This is a genomic window from Colwellia sp. TT2012 (assembly GCF_001440345.1).
GTDB lineage: Bacteria > Pseudomonadota > Gammaproteobacteria > Enterobacterales > Alteromonadaceae > Colwellia.
Genome location: NZ_LJYX01000019.1, coordinates 1 through 21,936, shown reverse-complemented (window position 1 = coordinate 21,936; position 21,936 = coordinate 1). Strand labels below are relative to the sequence as shown.

Genomic DNA, 21,936 nt, shown 5'->3' with positions numbered 1-21,936 from the left:
GGCGAGTAAGACCGTCATTCTCATGTTTTGTCCGTTAAACCAGCTTAGGCGATACTGCGTAAGGTGTCTTTTTCTGGTGTTACCCCATAATATTCACCGGAATAATAATGATCGCCGTAATAACTCATTTTATTGGGTTCGGCTACCGTTAACACCGCGCCAATAATATTGGCGTTTAATTTTTGTAAACGTGATACTGCCTCTTTAGCGACGTTAATACGGGTATCTTCGGCTTTAACGGTAAAGATAACGCCATCAACTTTATTGGCTAAAATGCAAGAGTCGCTCACCGGTAGTGTCGGCGGGCCATCTAATATTATGTAGTCAAAGTGCTGCTTAAGTTTTTCAAGCACATGTTCAAATTTTTGTGAAGACAATAGCTCAAGCGGGTTTCTCGCCATAGTGCCACAGGTAATAATGGTTAATTGGTCATTATTATCTTTGTGAAAAATATCACTTTCTGCGGTAATTGTGCCGGTAACTAAATCAGTTAACCCTAATTTATTCTCTATACCTAAACTTTTAGCTATGCTTGGTTTGCGCAAATCGACTTCAAGTAACAAGGTTTTCCCTAAGTTACTATAGGCCGCTGCAAGGTTCATGGCCAAGGTGGATTTACCTTCACTACCTGTTGCTGAGGTCACTAGAATCGTTCTGGGTGGGTTATCAATATTTGAAAACAATAAACCGGTACGAATAGTATTGATACTTTCAGCAAAGGGGGAGCGAGAATCCTCTAAATATTGCTTTTCCGGTATAGTGCTATTCTTTTTACCTTTAACTATCGGGGTAATGCCTAACGCTGCTATTTTTAGTTTTTCTTCAATGGTATCAGGTGTTTTAAAGGTGTTGTTTAATGCTTCGCGCATAAAGGCTAAGACAATGCCAAAGAAAAGACCAAATACAGCTGCAAGCACAATTATCATTTTAATATTCGGCTTGAACGGCGCTTTAGGGATTGTTGCTCGGTCAATAATTTGCACGTTTGAAGCGGTATATTTACTTTGCCCACTAATTTCCATTAGGCTAATTTGAAAGTGTTCATAAATTCTGCGGTTATTTTCCACCTCTCTTTCTAAGCTAACTAATGAAAAGTTTTCAGTTTGCAGTGATTGGATATCAGCCCTAGTTTTACTTATTAGTTTATTGATGTTTGTTACTTGGAATTGTGCTAAACGGTAATTTTTTTCAATATTATCAACTACCTTAGTTACTTCTGTGGCAAGATTATTTTGTGCACTTTTAAGGTCGGCACGCGCCGCTATCATTTTGGGATGTTTCTCGCCATAGCGTTCGAAAAGTTCGTTAACTTTACGTGATAAAAAAGCTTCTTCTTTTACCATATCGCTGGTTGATTTGTTTTGTAATACCGGCCCTAATGAGTAGAATTCTCTTGCACCGGGTTTAACGTTTTTAACCGCTAAATATTGTTCTTCTGCCGCGCTTAATTTAGTTTGCGCACGTATTAATTCGTTGTTTAATGATTGCAGTTGGGTATTGGCAATACGCTTTTGTTGGCTAGTATCAACCAAGCCTTGTTGTGAGCGATAAGTGCTCAGCTTAGTTTCTGATTCTTGAAGTTTTTGCTTTAGCAAGGCAGATTGCTCGCCTAACCAAGCTTCAGTGTTTTTAACTTCAGCTAAGCGTGATTCTAAGCCAAATTGAATGTAGGCATCAGAAATTGCATTGATTATTTTTGCAGCATCCTGTGGGTCAGCAGAGGTATAACTAATATTAATTATCTGACTTTGTTTACCGCCCGATACTTCAATACCCGCTTGAATACCGAAAGCAAGCATCTCTTTAATGTCAGCATCAGTAGGGGCTATGTTTTTAGCCTGATTACCTTGACTGAACAGTGCCGTAAACTCTGTTTTTATTTCTTTAATGGTGCTACTAAAACCAGAAACTGCTTTGTTTTTATTTTCTTGTTGCGCTTGTTTATATTTTTCAACTAAGCCAAGTTTTTCAACCACCGTTGCCGCAAGGCTACGTGATTTAATTATTTCGTACTGTGTTTCGTAGTATAAAAACACCAATGCAGAGGCGATATATTGCTCGTTTCTATTGGCATTAGGCTGCTGAGGGTCAGCCAATATTTTGGCGGATGCTCTGTATATGGGTACAGCTGATGAGGCAATTAAGCCACCAATGATTAGGCAGAATAAGGTTACTGCCATTATGCTCCATTTAGCCCTTTTAATTGTCCGCCAATACTGGCCTATATCAATAATCTCTTCGTTATCAAAATTATTAGGAATAGCTTGAACTGCTAGTGATTTATCAGCAACGGCTGTGTTCATATTCATTCGTCCTTAAAAAAAACTTTCGCTGATAGTGATTACATCACCTGGTTTTATTTTGTCACTTAAGCCGACAGGCTTGACAATACGTTTATCATTTTCGCTTACTAAATTAATTGTTGTTCGAGAGGCTCTTTCAGTGAAACCACCGGCAAGTGCTACCGCTTTTTCTATGGTTAAGTTCTTTTTGTATGGGTAACTGCCAGGCTTTTTAATTTCTCCGTTAATGTAAAAAGGGCGGTATTCGGTAATGGTTACGGTAACGTTGGGGTTTTTTAAATATCCCTCTAATAACAACGTTGTTATTTTTTGTTCTACTTCAGTAAGAGTATGTCCTTCAATAGCGACTTGTCCTAGTAATGGCATTGAAATAGCGCCATTACCACTAACGCGTACTTTATTTACACTTAAGTCTGTTTCGTTAAATACTGTAACTGATATTTGATCATCAGACGATATACGATAACCATCAATTTCGTCAGCAACAGCTAGACCCGTTATAGGCATAATTATTGTTATGCACATGATGATAAAGATTTTTATTAACCTCATGAATTTCCTTGTTATTTACTGGTGTTATTAAGTGTTAGGTGTTAGGTGTTAGGTGTTATTTAAATCTGGTCGTTAAAGACAGCCCTATGCTAGTTGTTTTATAGTTATATATTTCCAAGTCAGAGTTTCTTTCAATAAATTGATAATCAATGCCTATATTGAGCCAAGTTAACAGGCTATGCTCTACCCCTAAAACTAGTTTATGGCGTTTATCGGTTCTGCTTCGTATGCTAACAATGTCATCACTGTCGACTGTGTATGATGCTTTAAGTTTTGTTCTTGGTGTTATTTCATGTTCGGCGTTTGCAGTGTATGAGTTTGTTACAAAAGCGCTGGTTAATCGCTGAGATGATTCTCTTGTCATTCGACTGGCACCTATTTCTATTGTTGAGTAGGTGTTTGGCTTCCAAGTCATATCAAGCATATAAGATAAACCGCTAATGTCATTATACACTTTTTGCTCAAAGTTTTTACCTTGATAACCCAGTTTAAATGTTCCACTGGTTTTAGCGGTTATGTCCCATTCAATACCCGCTAAATAGAAGTTTTCTTTACTTGATTGGTCTGGGAATTGACTTTTAATAATATAATTGTAGTTACCCATACTTGCCTGAAAGAGTAAGCGTGTTTTTGGCGCGATACGATAAAAAAATGTTCCCGTAATGCTGTTTCTATCTACGTCACGGTAGCCTTGTAAATTATTAGTATATCGATTTTCTCTATGATCTAACCCTAATACCAATTGGCCAATACTTTGTTTGCTGCCGTAATAAAACTTCGCCGTTGCTTGCTTTATCTTGGTTTGGTTAAATTGTCTAATGAATAATGATGACGAGTTATTTGACCCTGGCTCTTCTATTTCATCTTTATATGAAAGTTTAAATGCTGAATTTATTTTTAAAGAGTGGTCTAAACGTGCAAATAAAGCGATGTCGTGGTTGTTATAATTGAGCTTGTTATTCTCTTTATAGGCCGCGTATTCACCTTGGTATTGCATAGAAAATATGTGTTTGCCAAGATGAGTTAAGTACTGTAATTCAGGTGAAAATTGTAATGATGAATCAGAAATAGGATCGATTTTTCGTAAGACGTTATCGTCATATTGGCCTGCTATAGCTGCATTTAGCAGTAAACCTTGGCGCTCTTCTGCATTAATACTTGTGCTTATCAGTAGGGTAGTTGTTATGACAACGGCTAAGATGGTGCTATTTCTAACTAATTTATTCATAGTTGTGTTAATTAAAGCGATCATTTTTTGTATTTTTACCACAGCTATCACAACTTCCTTATTTATATAGTACGAAAATTTAAAATTTAAAATTGAAAATTGAAATATGTAATGCGTGTTACAGCTCTTTGAAACTCATTTTAGCAATATTTATGCCACAAATAAAAGAACAATATAATTAATGGTTTAGCTAAAGTTTGTTTATGGTTTTTTTATAGTGTAAAAAAGCTTGACACTTTTTTATCAATCAACCTATAGTTTTTATAAGAAGGTTTCTTTAAACCAACCCCAGATACCCAGCGAGAACCCAGGGAATAAGTCGATACCCAGCGCGGACTTTATTAGATAAAGCACCAATAAACCAAGTGTGGCCGAAAATATTATAAATAGGCTAGAGCATATGGCTGTGATGAAAAGTGACATGCGTCTTTCTTCTCGGCTTAATTCTCTGTAGTTTTTACCAGCAAGTAAGACATAATAAAATCGCCATTGGTAAAAGGGCAGTTTAAAGGTGCCTCTAAAATCTACTTTATGTTTTCCCCAACCACGTGAGCCTATAGCCGTTAATAAATGACTTAACTGCTCATCGGTAAAACTGTTGGCAACCTCTTCAGGCATTCTGGATAACAATTTTATAATCGCTGGTTGATCAGATATTTTTTGGTCGTTCGCTTTCAATTGTATCAATTCCATATAGCCTTAGACCGTCAGGGTATATTCTTTTATCCCTTTTCGCTACTATTAATCATTTGTTATATTGATCCTTTAGCCGATGCCGTTAGCTACTTTACCTGTATTAACTAAGTGTGTGATAAAACACAGTGTTGTTTGTACCGTTAAGGCTGAAACTAAGGTTAAAGTTAAGGTTAAACTTAAGCGCGTAAAGCACGTTGAAATAGCTCTACTGCCATACCATAAACACGCAATGCTAGTTGAGGATCATAGCGTTCACCTTCATCGCGCATAAAGGCGTGCGAGGCATTAAACTCATGCCATGCAAAAATATTACCCGAAGCTATTAAGTTCTGGTGTATTTTCATACGGGCTTCAGCCGGAATATGCGGGTCTTGTTTACCCCAAATCATTAATAATTCCGCTTTAATATCTTTGGTGCGTGTGAGTGAATCATTGCCTGCATCACTCGGTAAATCGCCTGAATGGATATCAGTAGCATACAAACAAGCCGCGGCTAAAATATTGTCATTTAATGCGGCGCGATAGGCTAGGTGACCACCAATACAAACGCCCATGGTGCCAATTTTCCCGGTGCAATACTCTTGCTGTTGAATAAAACTCACTAAGGCTTGGGTATCGCTGTCATGGTGTTCTAAAGGTTTAGCCCACTTGTCTTGATTGCCTTTGTCTTTGCCTGCATCGTCGTAACCTAATACCGTGCCAATAGGGTTTAACTCATGAAAAACCTCAGGTACTAGTACAACAAAGCCATGCCCAGCCATGAGTGCCGCTGTTCTTGCTATCGGCGCTGTTTGTTGGAATATTTCAGAGTAAAAAATAATCGTAGGAAACTTGCCCTGCGCTTGTGGACGATAAACATAAGTACGCATAGTGCCTGTTGGGGTTGCTATATCATGGCTGTGCTGTTGGATGATCATTTTCCGTTAATGTCCTTGTTTTAAATTAACACTGAATTGAATTGGGCAGAGGGGCTATTCAATAAGACTTTTCATCTTTAGTGTTACTTGCAGGAGTAATATTATTGAATTGCCTTAGCTGCATTTTATTTCAAGCTATTTCTTTAATACGTTAAGCCAATCTTTAGGGATTAAGTAATCCGCTAATTTAGCTTCTGCACTTTCTGCTTCGGGCTGATAATTATATTCCCAGCGAGCCAGTGGTGGCATCGACATCAAAATTGATTCGGTTCTTCCGCCAGACTGCAAGCCAAATAAGGTGCCTCTATCAAAGACCAAATTAAATTCGACATAGCGGCCACGGCGATACAGCTGAAATTGACGTTCTTGCTCACCATAAGCATCATTTTTACGACGCTGCATAATAGGCACATAAGCATCAATAAAACCTTGGCCAACCGCTTTAACATAATCAAAACAAGTGTCGAAATCCCAGTGGTTTAAATCATCAAAGAATAGACCACCAACACCACGGGTTTCATCCCTATGTTTTAAATAAAAATATTCATCGCACCATTTTTTATGATCATTATAAACATTGTCACCAAAAGGTTGGCATAAATCGAATGCGGTTTGATGCCAATGTTGCACATCTTCATCTTGTGGATAAAAAGGTGTTAAATCAAAACCACCACCAAACCACCAAACTGGATCTTCGCCTGGCTTTTCGGCAATAAAGAAGCGCACATTGGCGTGTGCTGTCGGCATATGAGGGTTTTTAGGGTGGATAACTAATGAAACCCCACAAGCTTGCCATGTTCTGCCAGCAAGTTCTGGGCGATGAGCGGTTGCAGAAGGTGGTAACTTGTCTCCTGATACCACGGAAAAATTTACCCCGCCTTGCTCAATCACTGTGCCATTGGTCATTACCCGGGTTCTACCACCACCGCCTTCTTTACGCTGCCAGTTATCTTCAATAAATTTTCCCGAGCCGTCCGCTGCTGCTATTGCCTGACAAATTTTATCTTGTAAGGTTTTAAAATAAGCGATGACTTGCGTTATATTAGTTTCGTGATTAGTTTCGTTATTAGGTAGGGCTTGATTAGACATTGTTTGCTTCTTTATCAATGAATTATTGTGCATGAGGTAAGGAAGCGTATTGTAGATAATGGCTGCCATGGTGTCAAAGTACTCGAGCCGTTAGTAATCAAGATCTATGTTGTTGAGTGCTTGAGTAATTTCAATTCAGGCGACGGCCGTTAAGTTATGATTCATTTGGCACGTTAATGGCAATAAACTCTTCAAGCTCTGTTAATAGTTCAGTAAAATTATCCTTTAGTTTAATCGAGAGTAGGTCAATATTGTCACCGTTATTTTCCTTAACGGCTAGCTCAATCTCAAGGGCGCATTGGGCCAGCTTTGTCGCTTCAAGATTAGCACTAGAGCCTTTAATTTTATGCGCGATAGCTGCAATTGATTTGACCTCTCTTGCGCGAATCGCTTGGCTTAACTTATCTATTTCATCAGGCATATCTTGACAATACATAGTCACTATACGCTCTGCCAAGGGCTGATTTCCCCCGACCCTTTTATAGAATGCCTCTTTACCCCAAATATTAGTGTTGTTACTTTCATTTTCCGTGTTTACTACATTATCTTTACGGGTAATATTTTGCTCTGTTCTTCTGGGTATTACTGCTTCACGCGGTGCTAAGGGCATATTTAGTGCTTTTAGTAGACTGTTTTCTAGGGCAATAATATCGACTGGCTTAGTTAAGTAGTCATTCATACCGGCAGCAATGCACTTTTCACGGTCGCCACTCATGGCGTTTGCCGTCATCGCAATAATATATATATCTTTATAATCATATTGGGATTTTCTGATAGTTTTAGTGGCGGTATAACCGTCCATTACCGGCATCTGACAATCCATGAGCACCACATCAAAATAGCTTTTTTCTAAGCACAATAGCGCCTTTTCGCCATTATTGGCTATTTCAACTTGAGCGCCTAAATTTGTTAATAGGGTCTTGGCAACAACTTGGTTGATGGCGTTATCTTCTACTAATAATATACGCGTAGATTTAGGTAAAGGCTTAATCGTTATCGGCTGCTTATTATTTTTTATGGGGAGAGTCGGTTGCTGACTTGTGGCTTTATCGTCATTTAACACCTGTACTAGTGCTTTTGCTAAATCTGCCGTGATAACAGGTTTAGGCATACTGAAATTAAAGCCTATCTTGGCAAAATATTGTCCATCTCCGGGTCTCGCTAGGGAAGTAAGCATTATAAGTTTTAAATGTGCTAACTGTTTATCGGCTCTTATTATTTCACCTAATTGTGCGCCATTCATTTCAGGCATTTGCATATCTAAAATGGCAATGTCAAAACTTTTATGGCCATCATTGCTTAAGTCTGCAGCCAAACATGATAGCGCAGCTTTAGCACTGTCGACTTGACTCACCTCAGCTCCCCATAATTTTAGCTGGCCATCTAATACTTCTCTATTGGTTTTATTATCATCAACAATTAATATTCGGTAAGCCGATAAGTCTACTTGTGGCAATTCTGCTTTAATATAGTCACAACGCTCTAATAACAAAGTAAAACTAAAGCTACTGCCTTGACCTTGTGTACTCGTTACTGTGATGTCGCCCTTCATTAGTTGGCATAATTTTTTCACTATGGCTAAGCCCAAACCTGTGCCACCGTATTGGCGGGTCGTTGAACTATCTTCTTGGGTGAAACGTTCAAACATAGAATCTAATTTATGCTGCGCTATACCTATGCCGGTATCGGTAACTGAGCAGCTAAACTGTAGATTTTTTTCATCAATCATGGCTATATTGGTACTAATAACCACTTCACCTTGAGCGGTAAATTTAATGGCATTATTAATTAGATTGGTCAGGATTTGTCTGATCCTATGAGGATCGCCTCTTGTTACCACATGCTTTAACTGCGAGACGTCAACGATAAGCTCTAAACCTTTCTCGTGGGCTATATGGGCCATCGTTGCACTAAGATTGGTAACTAGCTCAGCTAAAGGTATTTCCACCAACTCAATAACCAACTTATCGGCTTCAATTTTTGAAAAATCAAGAATGTCGTTAATTATATTTAACAACGAGCTGGCACTAACCGTGGCAAGGTGAGCATGATGATTTTGCTCATGGGTCAGTTCACTTTGCTTTAATAAACTCAGCATACCAATAACACCATTGAGTGGGGTGCGAATTTCATGACTCATAGTCGCCATAAAATCTGCTTTAACTTGATTACTGCTAACTAACTCTTTAGCCTTATGCTCTAACTGCTCAATAGCTAAGCTCATTTCCTCATTGGCAAAATTGACTTGCTCTTGCTTGTTCATCATTTCTATATTTGAGTCGGCCAGTTTTTTTGCATCTTTTTTAATACGACTAAAAAAGATGAACAGCACCAAGGCAATAAGAGCCATCATGGCAAACAAAACGATAAAGGTGGCTTGCAGTGAAGATTGTGCGGTAAATTGGGCTTTATCAAGGGGTAAAATTACTTCCATTACTCCACGAACATCACCTAGCTGCCAGTCATTCTTCGGTGTTTGAGCATGATTGTTATGGCAATCGATACAGCCTTCGCGCATGACATCGGCAATCGCATAACGTATCGACATCTGGCCATCTACCTCCTCAAAACGAAAGAAGGCTTGCTCTGGGTTCTTCGTTAAACTACTCCAAGCTTGTTGCGAGAAGTCTTGGCTAAATATGGCTTGGTTTTCTTTTGCTCGCCAAGGAAAGGGGTAGCGACTATATAAAAAGGTTTGAGCGCCAGATTGAAACTTACCTATTTCTTTGCCTAACGCCATAGTTAATGTTGCTGGCAAAGGAATGGCATTTTTAATGTTTTTGTAGTCGTGACTTATGGTGATGTTTTGTTTTTTAGCGATGTTAACCACTTCATTAGTATAAAGGGTGCGAAAGGCGGATAAAGCTTCTAAGTAGCGCTGTGCATTTAATTGAGAGGTATGGTTGGTCAATGATTTTGTCGTGCTTGCTATAAATAAATAGGCGCTGACTATGCCGGTGACCATGAGTAATACCGCTATTTGCAGGGAAAAGCGAATAATGAATTCACCTATTTTAAAGCGCAGAGTCGTCGGGTTTCCTTGAGTGTTAGCTAAGTTCATTTAAAATTTTCAGTAACGATGAATAAATCATGCCTTATGTATAGCTTATTATTACTTTTATCTCACGCTATTATTCAATCCTATCCCCAGGAGAATTTTGCTCATTGATTCTTAGTCATCATTTCGTTATTTTTAAAAAAAACAACTGATTAAGCTCTATTGCTAATTGAAGGGTATATTTTTCCGTCTCCTCCAACTAGGCGTTGATATCAACGTCGGTGTTGAACACATCGAGCACCAGCATCATGGTAAAAGGTGGTCATTAATTCTGCTGGCTTATTCATATAGATTTACCAACAAGGTATTACTTGGTCTACAACAATTGTGCGTTTTTTGTTTAATCACTTAGGTCACTATTTTAAATATCCATGACAGCGTACTGCACTGTTTAAAGGCTAATGCTTTTAGTTTGTACGCTTTTATTTATACTCTATAGTGGACTTGTTAATATAATGCCATCGGCTTAGATCCTCTCTTTCACAAAGAAATAACAGGTACTAGATAATGGCTGTATGTATAAAAATTATTTTCATCTTGATGTTAGTTATCTCACAGGTAAGCTTTGCCAGTATATTTGATAGGGGAGAGCGAGTAACAATAAACTCTTCAGTGTTAGGCGAACCGCGTGAATTACAAATATTACTACCGGAAAATTACCGCAGTGAGTTAAAAAATACGTATCCAGTTATCTACTTGCTCGATGGAGACTATAACTTCCATGGTGTTTCGGGCATGTTGGATCTTTTGGCGAATAAGGGCCAGCTTATTCCAAAAGTTATCCTGGTCGGCTTGGCTGATCAAGGTACTGAAAAGTATCGCAAGTACATGACACCCAATAATTCGACTTCACCGATAAAAAACAACACTGGTTCAGCAAAAGAATTTTTGGCTTTTTTAAACGAAGAAGTACAACCTTATATCAATAAAAATTACCGAGCCGCTAAGCATTCAACACTGGTTGGCTATTCTATGGGGGGATTGTTTGTACTTAATGCCTTACTCGAAGCACCCGGTTCATTTAATAATTATGTCGCTATTAGCCCGTCAGTATGGGTAGCAGACAGTGCCATCGTTGATAAAGCAAAAGAGAAATTAGGCAAGGTTGCGCATGAAAATATAGCATTGTATTTATCGTTAGCAGACGAGATGGAAATGGGCCAATATGCTTTTATTAATCAACTAGACCTTAAACCGTTAAAAAATTTGCAGTGGCGTTTCAAACATTACCCGGACGAGAATCATAATTCTGTCGGGCAAATTGCGCTACGAGACAGTTTAAAAGCCATATTCAAAGCTTGGTATCTGCCAGAAAGCGTTTTAGAGAAAAATTCGCCAGAGCAAACGGTTAAACATTATCAAGAAATACAAAACTTATTTGCGATTCAGCAGCCAATTCCATCCGCTGTGGTTCATATATTTATTCGCCAACATTATAGACAGAAAAATGCCGATGCCTTACCTCAGTTTATTAGTAATACTATTAATAGTTCTCCTGCATCGAAACAAGTATTGTTAACGAAACAAGCATCGTTTGTTAGCTATTACGACTCGCCGGAAAGTGCGCTTGCTTTGTTAAAAACCAATGAGGCGGAGTTCGTCAATAATATTGATTACTTAATGGCAATCGCCGATCTTTATCAGCAGTTAAAAGATAAAGAAACATCTCAACAGTATTATCAAAAAGCAATGCAGCTAGCTAAAAAACAAAAGGTTAACCAGTGGCAGTTAAATATTATTCAAGCCAAGCTTATCTGATGAAAAATAAAATATTTATGCTGCTGTGCTATACCCTTTAGCCAATAGTTTTTGTCCATAAAATAGGGGGGGAGCCCTTTATTACCAAGTCGATGACATCCTTAAAGCCGCTGAGCTACTTGAAAATAAAGGTGTTATTTTTGCACGTAAACCGTAGCTGGTCGGAAAAATGCCAGATCCCATATCAAAAAAGGCTGACTGTACTATGTGTGGCAGAATGAACATTGAGAGTAAACACAGTAAAATTATTAGCGATTTCTTCGGCTGTAACTTTAGTGCGCCAGCAAACAATAATCTCAGCCCAGGCCAAAACGTGGCAACGCTCATTAGTAATGATGCCAACAAAGGGGAAAATCACGACTCAAATGAACAGATAAGTTATCAGCAACTTGATGCCAATTGGGGCATGCAGCCAAGTTGGTCAAAGCGATTACTTATTAATGCGCAAAGTGAAACTGTGCTCACTAAAAACACCTTTAAAGCCGCGATTAAAACACATCGATGTTTAATCCCTTGCTCTGGTTGGTATGAGTGGCGCACTGAGGGTGGGAAAAAGCAAAAGTACCTTTTTAGCCATGTTAATGAAGAGCCATTTTTAATGGCGGGTATTTACTATCAACACCTAAGTCAAAAGCCAAGCCCACAATTGCTAACACTGACCACTGAGCCTAATGCAAAGTGTGCTGACTATCATCAACGCATGCCGGTAATTATATTACCGCAATATCGTGATTTCTGGTTTCAATCCTCTGCCGAGCAGTTAGCGCCATTGTTTCTGGCTATCGATGAAAGCTATATCAAAGTCACTGCGGCTTAATCGTATATTTTATAATTCTTTAGCGCAATTGAGCATGCAGCAACAAAACTATAAAGGGACACTTGCCTACTTAAACAAGTGGCGAGGGTTTAATAGCAAAGCTTTAACTGCAAATACAGAAATGTTATTTGCGCAAATTTTTTACCAAAACAACGATTTTTTTAATAGCTGAAAACATATTGTTCAGGCGATAAATTTAGTTGAGGCGCACAATAAATTGCCGAAATAAAATGGCTTACTTTACAACGCGCGTCGTCTTACCCGTTAAAACAACCTGAGCAAGTATGTTGAGCGAGAGCATAAAAATCATCAGGTACAATTAGCCATGCTTAGTTAGTTTCAATGTCTAGCTACTTTGTTATTAACAATATAAAAGCGCTTAAGGCGCTTTTTATTTGCCACTTAAGCCATAACCCGGTCATTTATACCTATTCCGGAGATCTAAGATCGATTTGACTGCTTTTTATAGCTCGCAACAGTATTAACTTGCGCGCTAATGCGGTAACGTCAGCATTTTAAATTAAAGTAAGGTCAGGTTATGGAACAAGTTATAGAAATGGATGAATCAATTAATGTTTTTGGTGAAGCGCTAGAAGACTGTAGTGGTGATCCGGTAACCGGTTTTTTTCGCGATAATAAATGCAATACCTGTGCACAAGATGTCGGCTCTCATACGGTTTGTATCGAAGCAAGTCAGTCATTTCTTGAGTTTTCACGCTTTAAAGGTAATGACTTATCAACGCCAGTACCAGAAGCTGACTTTAAAGGTATTAAAGCTGGCGATACTTGGTGTCTGTGTGCAGCACGTTGGTTAGAAGCCCATCAAAATGATAGAGCACCACGGGTATATTTACGAAAAACGCATATCAAAGCACTTGAAATAGTGCCTATTGAACTATTAAAAAAATATGCCTTGGATTTAAGTTAAGACAAGTTAAGTAAATACTAAGTAAGGTTAGCTAAGAAAAATTATCTTTAGAGCATAAAACATGAATCAATTTTACCCCGAAATATCGCCATTTAATGACTTCTTACTTGATGTTGATGGTCAACATCAAATTTATGTTGAGCAATGTGGTAATCCACAAGGTCAGCCCGTATTGTTTATTCATGGCGGCCCTGGTGGCGGCTGTTCAACCAATGACAGACGTTTTTTCGATCCTGAGCAGTATCATATAATTTTATTTGACCAACGTGGTTGTGGTCGTTCATTACCTCACGGCTGTTTAGATAATAACGAAACTGATTTTTTAGTGGCTGATATAGAAAAAATCCGTCAGCACTTACAAATTAAACAATGGCATGTATTTGGCGGTTCTTGGGGCTCAACCTTAGCCTTAGTTTATGCACAAGCTCATCCGGTCAGTGTTAAAAGCTTAGTGCTACGTGGCATTTTCTTAGCTCGCGATGTTGATACTAATTGGACCTTCTCAGGGGGTGGCGCCACGCGTATCTTCCCTGATTATTGGCAGGAGTATGTAGCTGTTTTACCGCAAGGTAAAGCGCAAGCGAATGTTAAAGCGGCCTACGAGATGTTAGTGGGCGAAGATAAAGCACTGGCGCAAAAAATTGCCACTGCTTGGAGTATATGGGAAATTCGTTGTTGTACTTTAAAACCAGATCAAGCCTTTGTTGATGCAGCAACCGGTGATAAACATGCTTGGACACTCGCTCGCCATGAGGCGCATTACATGGTGAATGATTGCTTCTTGAGTGACAATCAAATCTTAGCGAACTGCGATAAAATACAAGATATTCCAACGGCTATAGTCCATGGTAGGTATGACATTGTTTGTCCTGCTGATAATGCCTGGTTATTGCACCAAAAGTTGCCTAAATCAACCTTGGTTATTAGTGAGGCTTCAGGCCATGCCTCGGTTGAACCTAATACTAAGCATCATCTTATTGCCGCTACCCAGGCAATGTTATCGCTATAAAGTTATCCGTTTAAAGTGATCACGGTAAAATAGCCATAGTGGCAACAACAGCAGGTTTTTTACTTGTGTTGCCATCACTATCTCGCTACTTGGGTGAAAGTAACGTAAAATACTGGCATTGATTTATTTACACCTATGCTCGTGTTATAAACGCGGGTAATTGTAGCCATAGACTTAAGGCCAACCATGAAAAAAACATTTGAATTAACCCACCCGAAAGTAAAGCTTGAAAGACGCGTTGATGCGGTAAAGAACGAGGTTAAAAAATACCTTAAAAGAGAACGCAATAAAACCTTACCAGCCGGCGCGGATTATTGGGACTTTGATTGCCAATTTGGTAATACCAAAGAAGAAGCAGAGCCAGTGCAATTGTCAGACATTAATAAACGCATTGATCAAACTCAAGTTGACGGCTTAACGTCATTTTATATTGAGATCATAGCAAAAGAAGGTATTAGAACCTTCACCCCAAGAGACGAAGCAGATATTGATCTTGATGACGAATAGTTAGTCGTATAATATTTATTGATAAAACCGAGCCCTGTGCTCGGTTTTTTTATGTCTAAAATTTCTCTGGAGTATTGTTCATTCACTAAAAGTAATTTCTAATCTCCACACTAGCCTGACGATAAATGACAACAAGTAGCCAACATATCGGCGGGTGCTTTGTTTTGCTATTTTACTTTACAATAATGACAGCGTTGTCATTATTTATTTTCAATGTTATGGTGATTGGCTAGCTAATGTTGTTTACCTTTATTGATAGAAAATAATAAAAAATATAGAGTAAAAACGTAAATTAAGACTAAAGCCGTATAGGCAGAGTGAATTAAAAATTCTAGCATGTTAGTTATGCAATTATCTTCAGCGGTAGCATGCATGAAAATTTTATTGCTGGAAATAGAGAAAATAATACGTTAAAACTAGCTGCAACTAATTAGCTTCAAATAAAGTTATAAATAATAGCCGAAGAATATTGAACCTTGCTATAAATAAAAAATATAAAGCACTAATATAAGAAACAATTAATAAAACATTTCAAGTTAATCACCTCAAGTTAAGTCCGAAGGAAGAGAGAATGAAAGAATTAAAACTACGTTATCCAGTATCAGAGAAAGCCAAAGCGCATACGCATATTGACGCCGCTAAATATGATGCCATGTACAAACAATCAATTGAGCAGCCTGATGAATTTTGGGCTGAGCAAGCGAAAGAATTTATTGATTGGTATCAACCATGGGATAGCGTCAGTAAAATCGATTTAAAAAATTCTGAAATTAGCTGGTTCTCGGGCGCTAAACTAAACGTCAGTTACAACTGTATCGATCGCCATTTAGCGACTAAAGCCAATGATACCGCTATCATTTTTGAAGGTGATGATCCTAGTGATGATGCAAAAATCACTTATCAAGAGTTACACGACCATGTTTGCCGTTTAGCTAACTTATTAAAAGAGCGCGGCGTTAAAAAAGGCGACCGTGTTTGTATCTACATGCCGATGATCCCTGAAGTGGGTTATGCCATGTTAGCGTGTGCGCGTATTGGTGCCATTCATTCCGTTGTTTTTGGTGGTTTCTCTACCGAATCCATTAAAGCACGTGTGCTTGATGCCGATTGTAAAGTCATTATCACTGCCGATGAAAGCCTTCGTGGTGGTAAGCGCATTCCATTGAAAGCCAATGTTGATGCCGCGGTTAAAGATTGCCCTAACGTACATTCAGTGATTGTTGTTGCCCGTACGGGCGGCGATATTGCTTGGAATGAAAAAATTGATATTAACTACGCAGAAGCTGTGGCGAAATTGCCAGCCATATGTGAACCAGAAATTATGGATGCTGAAGATCCATTATTTATTCTTTATACCTCAGGTTCAACCGGTACACCAAAAGGTGTAGTACATACTTGTGGTGGTTACATCCTTTATGCAGCCATGACCCATAAATATGTTTTCGATTACCAAGAAGGCGAAATTTATTGGTGTACCGCGGATGCTGGTTGGATCACGGGTCACTCTTATATCTTCTACGGTCCGTTAGCGAATGGTGCAACTACCTTAGTCTTTGAAGGTGTGCCAACGTATCCTGATGCGGGTCGCTTTTGGCAAGTATGTGAAAAACATAAAGTGAATATATTCTACACTGCACCAACCGCTATTCGCGCACTAATGAGTGTTGGTGATGATTTAGTTAATGCATCTGATTTATCGTCTTTACGTTTATTAGGTACAGTTGGCGAGCCAATTAACCCAGAAGCATGGCATTGGTATTATGAAATTGTTGGTAAGAGCAACTGTCCTGTTGTTGATACCTGGTGGCAAACTGAAACTGGCGGCATCATGCTCACTTCATTGCCAGGTGCTGTTGATATGAAACCAGGTTGTGCGGGTAAGCCATTCTTTGGCGTACAGCCAGCGTTATTTGATAAAGAGGGCAATACCCTGGAAGGTGAAAACGCAGGTCTGTTAGTGATGACGGCAAGTTGGCCGGGACAATTACGTACCGTTTACGGCGATCATAAGCGTTTTTATCAAACCTATTTAAGCCAATATCCAGGTAACTATTTTACTGGTGATGGTGCGAAACGTGATGAAGATGGTTTTTATTGGATCACTGGCCGTGTTGATGATGTACTTAACGTATCAGGTCATAGATTAGGAACAGCTGAAATTGAAAGTGCTTTAGTACTTCACCCGGCAGTTGCTGAAGCGGCGGTTGTTGGTTATCCACATGAAATTAAAGGCCAAGGCGTATATTGTTACGTCACTTTAATGGGTAATGCGACTGAATCTGATGAATTAAAGGTTGAGCTACGTGAGTTTGTTGCGAAAGAGTTGGGCCGTTTTGCTAAGCCTGATTATGTGCAATGGGCACCAGGTTTACCGAAAACTCGTTCAGGTAAAATTATGCGTCGTATCTTGCGTAAGATTGCTGAAAACGATGTGGATAGCTTAGGAGATACTTCAACCTTGGCAGATCCAAGTGTTGTTGAAGACTTAATTGCTAAGCGTATTATTCACGGTGGTTAAACCCTAGCGGTTTGTCACTTGTTAAATAATTAAAAGCGCCGCAAGGCGCTTTTTTATGTTTTCTTGAAAAAATATGCGCCACAATTGCATTAATCTGTTGTTGGTTTGCCTGCCACGTAAAACCATGCCTATAATTTTTTCTTGCTATAACAGGCTGTAAATAAGTAATATTATTTAAGTTACCTAGAAGATCAATAGATTGAAGCATTAAAGCTGTACCCTGTGCATATGTGTCTACCTCTAACTGGCCATTTTCATTGAAAGGTATGATTAAGTAGTCACAATGAAGTATTTTCATCGCTTGACGGTTTTCCATTTCAACATAGGAAATGGAACACTTAACCTTCTCAGAGATGTACTTAGGGTAAAATACATTTTTGTCGGCATTTAATAAGCGTTCGAACTTACGATAAGGTATTTTTTCTATCTTGCCGTACTTGTCAAAAAAATGGACCCTTGGACTTATTCCCATAATTTCATCCTTTTATAAGTCAGATAAAGGGCTACGCACACCATTAGCGCCATGCTCAAGCACATGAGTATAAATTTGTGTTGTTCGTAGATCAGTATGACCTAGTTGCTCTTGTACTGTACGAATATCAGCGCCGCGTTGTAATAGATGTGTGGCAAAAGAGTGGCGCAGCGTGTGGCATGAGACGACCTTTTCGATGTGTGCTAATTTAGCGGATTTCTTAATTGCTTTTTGTAATGAGCTTTCGTCAATATGATGTCGACGAACTTTATTATTGTCGTGAGGATCACGACTTAATCTTGCTGAAGGGAATAAATAATGCCAACCAAACTCTTTAGCCGCTGTTGGATATTTTTTCTTTAAAGCAAAGGGCAGCCAAACTACTTGATAATACGACGAATTGCTATCTAATTCGAAATATTTTTTACAGAGATCTATTTGTAATTTTAATGGCTCAACTAATTCTTTTGCTAAAGTCACCCTGCGATTTTTGCCGACTTTTCCTTGCCAAACCAAAACTGACATATAGTCAAAATCTATATCTTGTACTCGTAACCTAACAGTTTCCATAAGTCTTAACCCGCTACCATACATGATATTGGCTAATAGCCAATGTTGAGTATCAACCAAGCTGAGCAAAGATGCGGTTTCACCTTTAGTTAATACCACGGGTAATTTAGCTTATCGCTGCGATTTATTAAAATTTAATGACAATGACAAAGGGGATCCTAAAAACTCACGATATAGAAATACTAATGAATTAAGGGCAATTGTTTGTGTCCCTGGTGCAACATTTTCTTCGTTGGATAAGTAAGTTAAATATTGTTCAACTTCTTTATTACCCAGTTTTGATGGATGTTTCTTGTTGTTGAAAATAATATATCGCTTGATCCAATAAATGTAAGTTTGAATAGTCCTTTTAGCAAATCTATGTGTGATCATAAATTCACCGATGCTATTTAAAAATAAAGATTCAGACATAGTAAAATAAATATTTAATTGCTGTATTTATATACAGTATAACTGGAATTGTAAATGTGTCTTTGATAGACGGAATATTTCCGTAATGCACGCAATAATGAAAAAGTTAAAATTTTATTAAAGTCTTTGATATTAAATATGAAAGAGAGTATTTTAGTATGAATTAAATATCATGATAGACGGAATAATTCCGTGTTTAAATACGGAATTATTCTCTCTATTAAGCTGTTATATGCCTTAAGGACTTACTTGAAAATATTTAAATTGTTTATATGTTCAATCTTATTTTCTAGCAGTGCTATCGCTCAAAATTATGTTTGTGGTAAAACTCAGGTAACTATTGCCAAAGTAGGCGAATACGAAAGCTCTCGAATTCACATTACGGCTAAAAATGATAAACGAGAAACTAGCTTATGGTTGCATAGTATCGATTATATAAATGGTACTTGCGTAACCAACAAGAGAGAACAGTTCAAAATACTTATAAATGGACACTGTGGTGGTTCAGGTTGCTCAGAGAAAACATATACTATTATTGATGCACGTACTTTAATGGTCGATTTGGTTCCTGTTCAAGGGAAAGATAACTTAAGCATTGCAGAGCATATACTCGGTAAAAAAATTACGGAGTAGCCGGCATATAACAAGCACTTTAAACGGAACAAAAAACAGTTGGTTAGGTTCCGCTTCGCTACACATTTTAACCAACTATTTTTGTCCGCTTAAGTGGGCGTTAGTTGGCACCGCTAATCAAGTGAAGTTTTATTGCAAAAGCGGTGTTTTATAAATTGGCTTGGTATGTGTTTCAGGTGTATTTTCGCCATTCTATTTTGTTCTTTAACCAGCGAAAATCAACCTCATTTGTCAATATTAAGGTTTAATACGTTCGCTTCAAAACGGGTAGTTTCGTGGCTCAAAATTCAACTTTATTTTGTAGCGGTACGGGTATTCTTTATTATTCCTTTACGCAGCATGCTATGGTAACTTGTTGTTAGCGTAGAGCTTTTAATCCCAACAACTAACAAGGCGTTCAAACGGACAAGTAACAGCTGGCTGTTGTTCGTGCCTCACACATTTTAGCCAGCTATTATTTGCCGCTTAACGTGGCGTTATATGTTTTTAAAAAACTAGCTTTAGAGCAAAACCTTTGCGTTTCGCCAAATCAGGTTTTTATGTTTAATCACGAATAGGTTTTGCACGGTCATTCGGTTTAATTATTGTTTACGGCACAACCATTCGTTCTAAATTGGTTATTTGTATGGCTCAAAATAGAGGCTAATGTTTATTTAACAGTGCCTTTAAGTTATTGTATCGCTTGGTTTTACCAGTATTGCATCTAACAAGCAATTCAACAGGACACGCAACAGTTGGCCGCGCTCACTACGTTCACAATTATGGCCAACTATTACTTAGCCCGTTAATTGGGCGTTATATTTCTTCAGGCAGCAGTGCAGATGTTTAAAGTTTTTTTCTAATTATCGATAGAATATAGTGATATTCCCATGGGAATATTTAATTAATGAGAAAAATAGTTGCTACCTTTTACTGTAAAAACACCTCCAATGCTTATCTTTTGTAACCACTTGGATATCATAAGGTTCATATATGTACGATCCAATACAGGACGGAATGCCGAAGAATGTACTTTCAGTAAGTTACAAAGAAGAAAAGCCACCAAATATTTTCTCTAAGCTAGTGCATGGTTTTTGGGAACTCAAGACAGATATAAAATTACCTAATGATTTTTGTCTTCATGCTTTGCCTGATGCTTGTGTGAATATTCTGTTTAACCAGAACGATACTAGAATAGCTGGAGTTACAGCACTTCGTACTACTTACGAAGTGCTTAATTTAGGCAAGGAGTTTCACTATGTGGGCATTCAGTTTTTTCCTGGAGTGTGGCAAGGAAACCAGAATGAGACTACCGATAGCTTTGTAGGCACACCATACCTTGGTGATTTACCGTTGATTGACACAAGTAATAAATTGACTCAATTAGACTTTCCCTCCAAACAGGCAGTTTTATCAGAGTTAGTGTCTCAACTAATTGAGCGCAATCTAGTAGCTGTTAACGTTGTAACTGATAAAATATTGTTAAATTTAGATGTTATTCATAATGTGGCCGATATGGCCGCTATTACACAAGTTTCATCCCGCCAACTACAACGAACACTCAAAAGTTCGACAGGGTTTTCTCCTCATGACTTTCTTAAAGTATTGCGACTGCAACAATCATTCAAACAGCACTATCTGGCGTCTTATGCCGATCAATCACACTTTATTCATTCGTTTCGAAAGATCACTGGATACACACCCGCGGAATATTACCGTAAGTTTGATGTCTGATTTATACAATACTTAAGTTACAGGGTTGCTTACTATGGTCAGGACTTAAACATAAAGAAGAGAAAAGATCATGAAGCAAAATGCAGTTGGATGGTTTGATATCTATGTAAACGATATGGACAGAGCAGTTTCTTTTTACCAATCGGTTCTTAAACAAGAGCTAGAAAATATTGGGGACCCTACAGATAGTAACGTAATAATGAAGAGTTTTCCGACCGATATGGCGACATATGGCGCTGGTGGCGCACTGGTAAAAAGAGAAGGCTGTGGCCCTGTAACGGGTGGTACAATAGTTTACTTTGGCGTAGAGGATTGTTCAATCGAGGAATCTCGTGTGAATAAAGCGGGCGGCAAAGTGATCAATCCTAAAATGTCGATTGGAGAATTTGGTTGGGTCAGTTTATGTATGGATACGGAAGGAAATATGTTTGGCCTCAGCTCAATGAAATAACTCTAAAACTAATTAGTTAAACGCCCATAATTCATCTTGATATGAATTATGGGCTTAATTATATAAAATGTTTAGAGAAGTAAATCGAAATATAACAAGCACTTCAAACGGAACAAAAACAGTTGGTTAGGTTCCGCTTCGCTTCACATTTTAACCAACTATTTTTGTCCGCTTAAGTGGGCGTTAAATGGTTTTGCAGACTTCGGCATAATTAAAACTTTAAAAGGGAATTTAATGAAAATAATATTTACTCAACTGTATATATTGTTGTTTAGTTCATTTATATCTATTACTAGTCAAGCCAAT

The 21,936-nt window shown here is 38.2% G+C and carries 19 protein-coding genes; 9 read left to right on the top strand and 10 right to left on the bottom strand.

Going from position 1 to position 21,936, the window contains the following annotated elements:
• Window positions 1–44: 44 nt before the first annotated feature.
• From ASU03_RS13490 to ASU03_RS13460, 7 genes are all read right to left on the bottom strand, one after another.
• On the bottom strand, window positions 45–2,303 hold the full coding sequence (locus tag ASU03_RS13490) for a GumC family protein (RefSeq protein ID WP_057832328.1): 2,259 nt from the start codon (window positions 2,301–2,303) through the stop codon (window positions 45–47).
• A gap of 12 nt (window positions 2,304–2,315) precedes the next feature.
• Window positions 2,316–2,855 (bottom strand): polysaccharide biosynthesis/export family protein, encoded by a 540-nt coding sequence (locus tag ASU03_RS13485; RefSeq protein ID WP_057832327.1) that lies wholly within the window; start codon window positions 2,853–2,855, stop codon window positions 2,316–2,318.
• A 55-nt stretch (window positions 2,856–2,910) separates the two neighbouring features.
• Window positions 2,911–4,083: an outer membrane beta-barrel protein gene (locus ASU03_RS13480; protein ID WP_197411256.1), complete on the bottom strand. Its 1,173-nt coding sequence runs from the start codon at window positions 4,081–4,083 to the stop codon at window positions 2,911–2,913.
• A gap of 261 nt (window positions 4,084–4,344) precedes the next feature.
• Complete coding sequence (locus tag ASU03_RS13475; RefSeq protein WP_057832325.1) at window positions 4,345–4,776, bottom strand: hypothetical protein; 432 nt, start codon at window positions 4,774–4,776, stop codon at window positions 4,345–4,347.
• Between the two features lie 179 nt (window positions 4,777–4,955).
• A complete protein-coding gene (locus tag ASU03_RS13470; protein WP_057832324.1) occupies window positions 4,956–5,696 on the bottom strand; it encodes a dienelactone hydrolase family protein in 741 nt (246 codons plus the stop codon).
• A gap of 135 nt (window positions 5,697–5,831) precedes the next feature.
• On the bottom strand, window positions 5,832–6,785 hold the full coding sequence (hemF, locus tag ASU03_RS13465) for an oxygen-dependent coproporphyrinogen oxidase (RefSeq protein ID WP_057832323.1): 954 nt from the start codon (window positions 6,783–6,785) through the stop codon (window positions 5,832–5,834).
• Between the two features lie 154 nt (window positions 6,786–6,939).
• Window positions 6,940–9,846 carry a response regulator gene (locus ASU03_RS13460; protein ID WP_057832322.1) on the bottom strand — a complete coding sequence of 969 codons (2,907 nt, stop codon included), beginning with the start codon at window positions 9,844–9,846 and terminating at the stop codon, window positions 6,940–6,942.
• A 504-nt stretch (window positions 9,847–10,350) separates the two neighbouring features.
• On the opposite strand from ASU03_RS13460, the gene ASU03_RS13455 reads away from it, so the two are divergent.
• The 6 genes from ASU03_RS13455 (at window position 10,351) to acs (ending at window position 17,380) form a co-directional block, all read left to right on the top strand.
• Complete coding sequence (locus ASU03_RS13455) at window positions 10,351–11,601, top strand: alpha/beta hydrolase (RefSeq protein ID WP_057832321.1); 1,251 nt, start codon at window positions 10,351–10,353, stop codon at window positions 11,599–11,601.
• 169 nt (window positions 11,602–11,770) lie between these two features.
• Window positions 11,771–12,418 carry an SOS response-associated peptidase gene (locus ASU03_RS13450; RefSeq protein WP_231731590.1) on the top strand — a complete coding sequence of 216 codons (648 nt, stop codon included), beginning with the start codon at window positions 11,771–11,773 and terminating at the stop codon, window positions 12,416–12,418.
• Window positions 12,419–12,968: 550 nt separating this feature from the next.
• The gene (locus tag ASU03_RS13440) at window positions 12,969–13,346 is read left to right on the top strand and encodes a DUF2237 family protein (RefSeq protein WP_057832427.1); all 378 of its coding nucleotides are present in this window, start codon (window positions 12,969–12,971) and stop codon (window positions 13,344–13,346) included.
• A 61-nt stretch (window positions 13,347–13,407) separates the two neighbouring features.
• A complete protein-coding gene (pip, locus tag ASU03_RS13435) occupies window positions 13,408–14,355 on the top strand; it encodes a prolyl aminopeptidase (protein ID WP_057832318.1) in 948 nt (315 codons plus the stop codon).
• A gap of 186 nt (window positions 14,356–14,541) precedes the next feature.
• Window positions 14,542–14,862 (top strand): DUF6172 family protein, encoded by a 321-nt coding sequence (locus ASU03_RS13430; protein WP_057181864.1) that lies wholly within the window; start codon window positions 14,542–14,544, stop codon window positions 14,860–14,862.
• A gap of 571 nt (window positions 14,863–15,433) precedes the next feature.
• Entirely contained in the window at window positions 15,434–17,380 is a 1,947-nt protein-coding gene (gene acs / locus ASU03_RS13425; RefSeq protein ID WP_057832317.1) for an acetate--CoA ligase, read from the top strand.
• On the opposite strand, the gene ASU03_RS13420 is transcribed toward acs, so the two are convergent.
• Genes ASU03_RS13420 through ASU03_RS21945 form a run of 3 tightly spaced genes read right to left on the bottom strand, consistent with a single transcriptional unit; the run spans window position 17,364 to window position 18,833 of the window.
• The gene (locus tag ASU03_RS13420) at window positions 17,364–17,852 is read right to left on the bottom strand and encodes a hypothetical protein (protein ID WP_057832316.1); all 489 of its coding nucleotides are present in this window, start codon (window positions 17,850–17,852) and stop codon (window positions 17,364–17,366) included. The genes acs and ASU03_RS13420 overlap by 17 nt on opposite strands.
• A gap of 12 nt (window positions 17,853–17,864) precedes the next feature.
• A complete protein-coding gene (locus ASU03_RS13415; RefSeq protein WP_157465902.1) occupies window positions 17,865–18,521 on the bottom strand; it encodes an integron integrase in 657 nt (218 codons plus the stop codon).
• A gap of 12 nt (window positions 18,522–18,533) precedes the next feature.
• Window positions 18,534–18,833, bottom strand: coding sequence for a site-specific integrase (locus ASU03_RS21945; protein WP_157465901.1), 300 nt, complete (start codon window positions 18,831–18,833; stop codon window positions 18,534–18,536).
• Window positions 18,834–19,082: 249 nt separating this feature from the next.
• On the opposite strand from ASU03_RS21945, the gene ASU03_RS13410 reads away from it, so the two are divergent.
• From ASU03_RS13410 to ASU03_RS13400, 3 genes are all read left to right on the top strand, one after another.
• Window positions 19,083–19,466: a hypothetical protein gene (locus ASU03_RS13410; protein ID WP_057832315.1), complete on the top strand. Its 384-nt coding sequence runs from the start codon at window positions 19,083–19,085 to the stop codon at window positions 19,464–19,466.
• Between the two features lie 972 nt (window positions 19,467–20,438).
• Window positions 20,439–21,179 (top strand): helix-turn-helix domain-containing protein, encoded by a 741-nt coding sequence (locus ASU03_RS13405; RefSeq protein WP_057832314.1) that lies wholly within the window; start codon window positions 20,439–20,441, stop codon window positions 21,177–21,179.
• Between the two features lie 70 nt (window positions 21,180–21,249).
• Entirely contained in the window at window positions 21,250–21,630 is a 381-nt protein-coding gene (locus ASU03_RS13400; protein ID WP_197411254.1) for a VOC family protein, read from the top strand.
• Window positions 21,631–21,936 lie beyond the last annotated feature (306 nt).

Coding starts and splice junctions, on each gene's coding strand:
- ASU03_RS13490 (WP_057832328.1), bottom strand. CDS start 2,303: ATGAACACAGCCGTTGCTGATAAATCACTAGCAGTTCAAGCTATTCCT.
- ASU03_RS13485 (WP_057832327.1), bottom strand. CDS start 2,855: ATGAGGTTAATAAAAATCTTTATCATCATGTGCATAACAATAATTATG.
- ASU03_RS13480 (WP_197411256.1), bottom strand. CDS start 4,083: ATGAATAAATTAGTTAGAAATAGCACCATCTTAGCCGTTGTCATAACA.
- ASU03_RS13475 (WP_057832325.1), bottom strand. CDS start 4,776: ATGGAATTGATACAATTGAAAGCGAACGACCAAAAAATATCTGATCAA.
- ASU03_RS13470 (WP_057832324.1), bottom strand. CDS start 5,696: ATGATCATCCAACAGCACAGCCATGATATAGCAACCCCAACAGGCACT.
- hemF (WP_057832323.1), bottom strand. CDS start 6,785: ATGTCTAATCAAGCCCTACCTAATAACGAAACTAATCACGAAACTAAT.
- ASU03_RS13460 (WP_057832322.1), bottom strand. CDS start 9,846: ATGAACTTAGCTAACACTCAAGGAAACCCGACGACTCTGCGCTTTAAA.
- ASU03_RS13455 (WP_057832321.1), top strand. CDS start 10,351: ATGGCTGTATGTATAAAAATTATTTTCATCTTGATGTTAGTTATCTCA.
- ASU03_RS13450 (WP_231731590.1), top strand. CDS start 11,771: ATGCCAGATCCCATATCAAAAAAGGCTGACTGTACTATGTGTGGCAGA.
- pip (WP_057832318.1), top strand. CDS start 13,408: ATGAATCAATTTTACCCCGAAATATCGCCATTTAATGACTTCTTACTT.
- ASU03_RS13430 (WP_057181864.1), top strand. CDS start 14,542: ATGAAAAAAACATTTGAATTAACCCACCCGAAAGTAAAGCTTGAAAGA.
- acs (WP_057832317.1), top strand. CDS start 15,434: ATGAAAGAATTAAAACTACGTTATCCAGTATCAGAGAAAGCCAAAGCG.
- ASU03_RS13420 (WP_057832316.1), bottom strand. CDS start 17,852: ATGGGAATAAGTCCAAGGGTCCATTTTTTTGACAAGTACGGCAAGATA.
- ASU03_RS21945 (WP_157465901.1), bottom strand. CDS start 18,833: ATGTCTGAATCTTTATTTTTAAATAGCATCGGTGAATTTATGATCACA.
- ASU03_RS13405 (WP_057832314.1), top strand. CDS start 20,439: ATGTACGATCCAATACAGGACGGAATGCCGAAGAATGTACTTTCAGTA.
- ASU03_RS13400 (WP_197411254.1), top strand. CDS start 21,250: ATGAAGCAAAATGCAGTTGGATGGTTTGATATCTATGTAAACGATATG.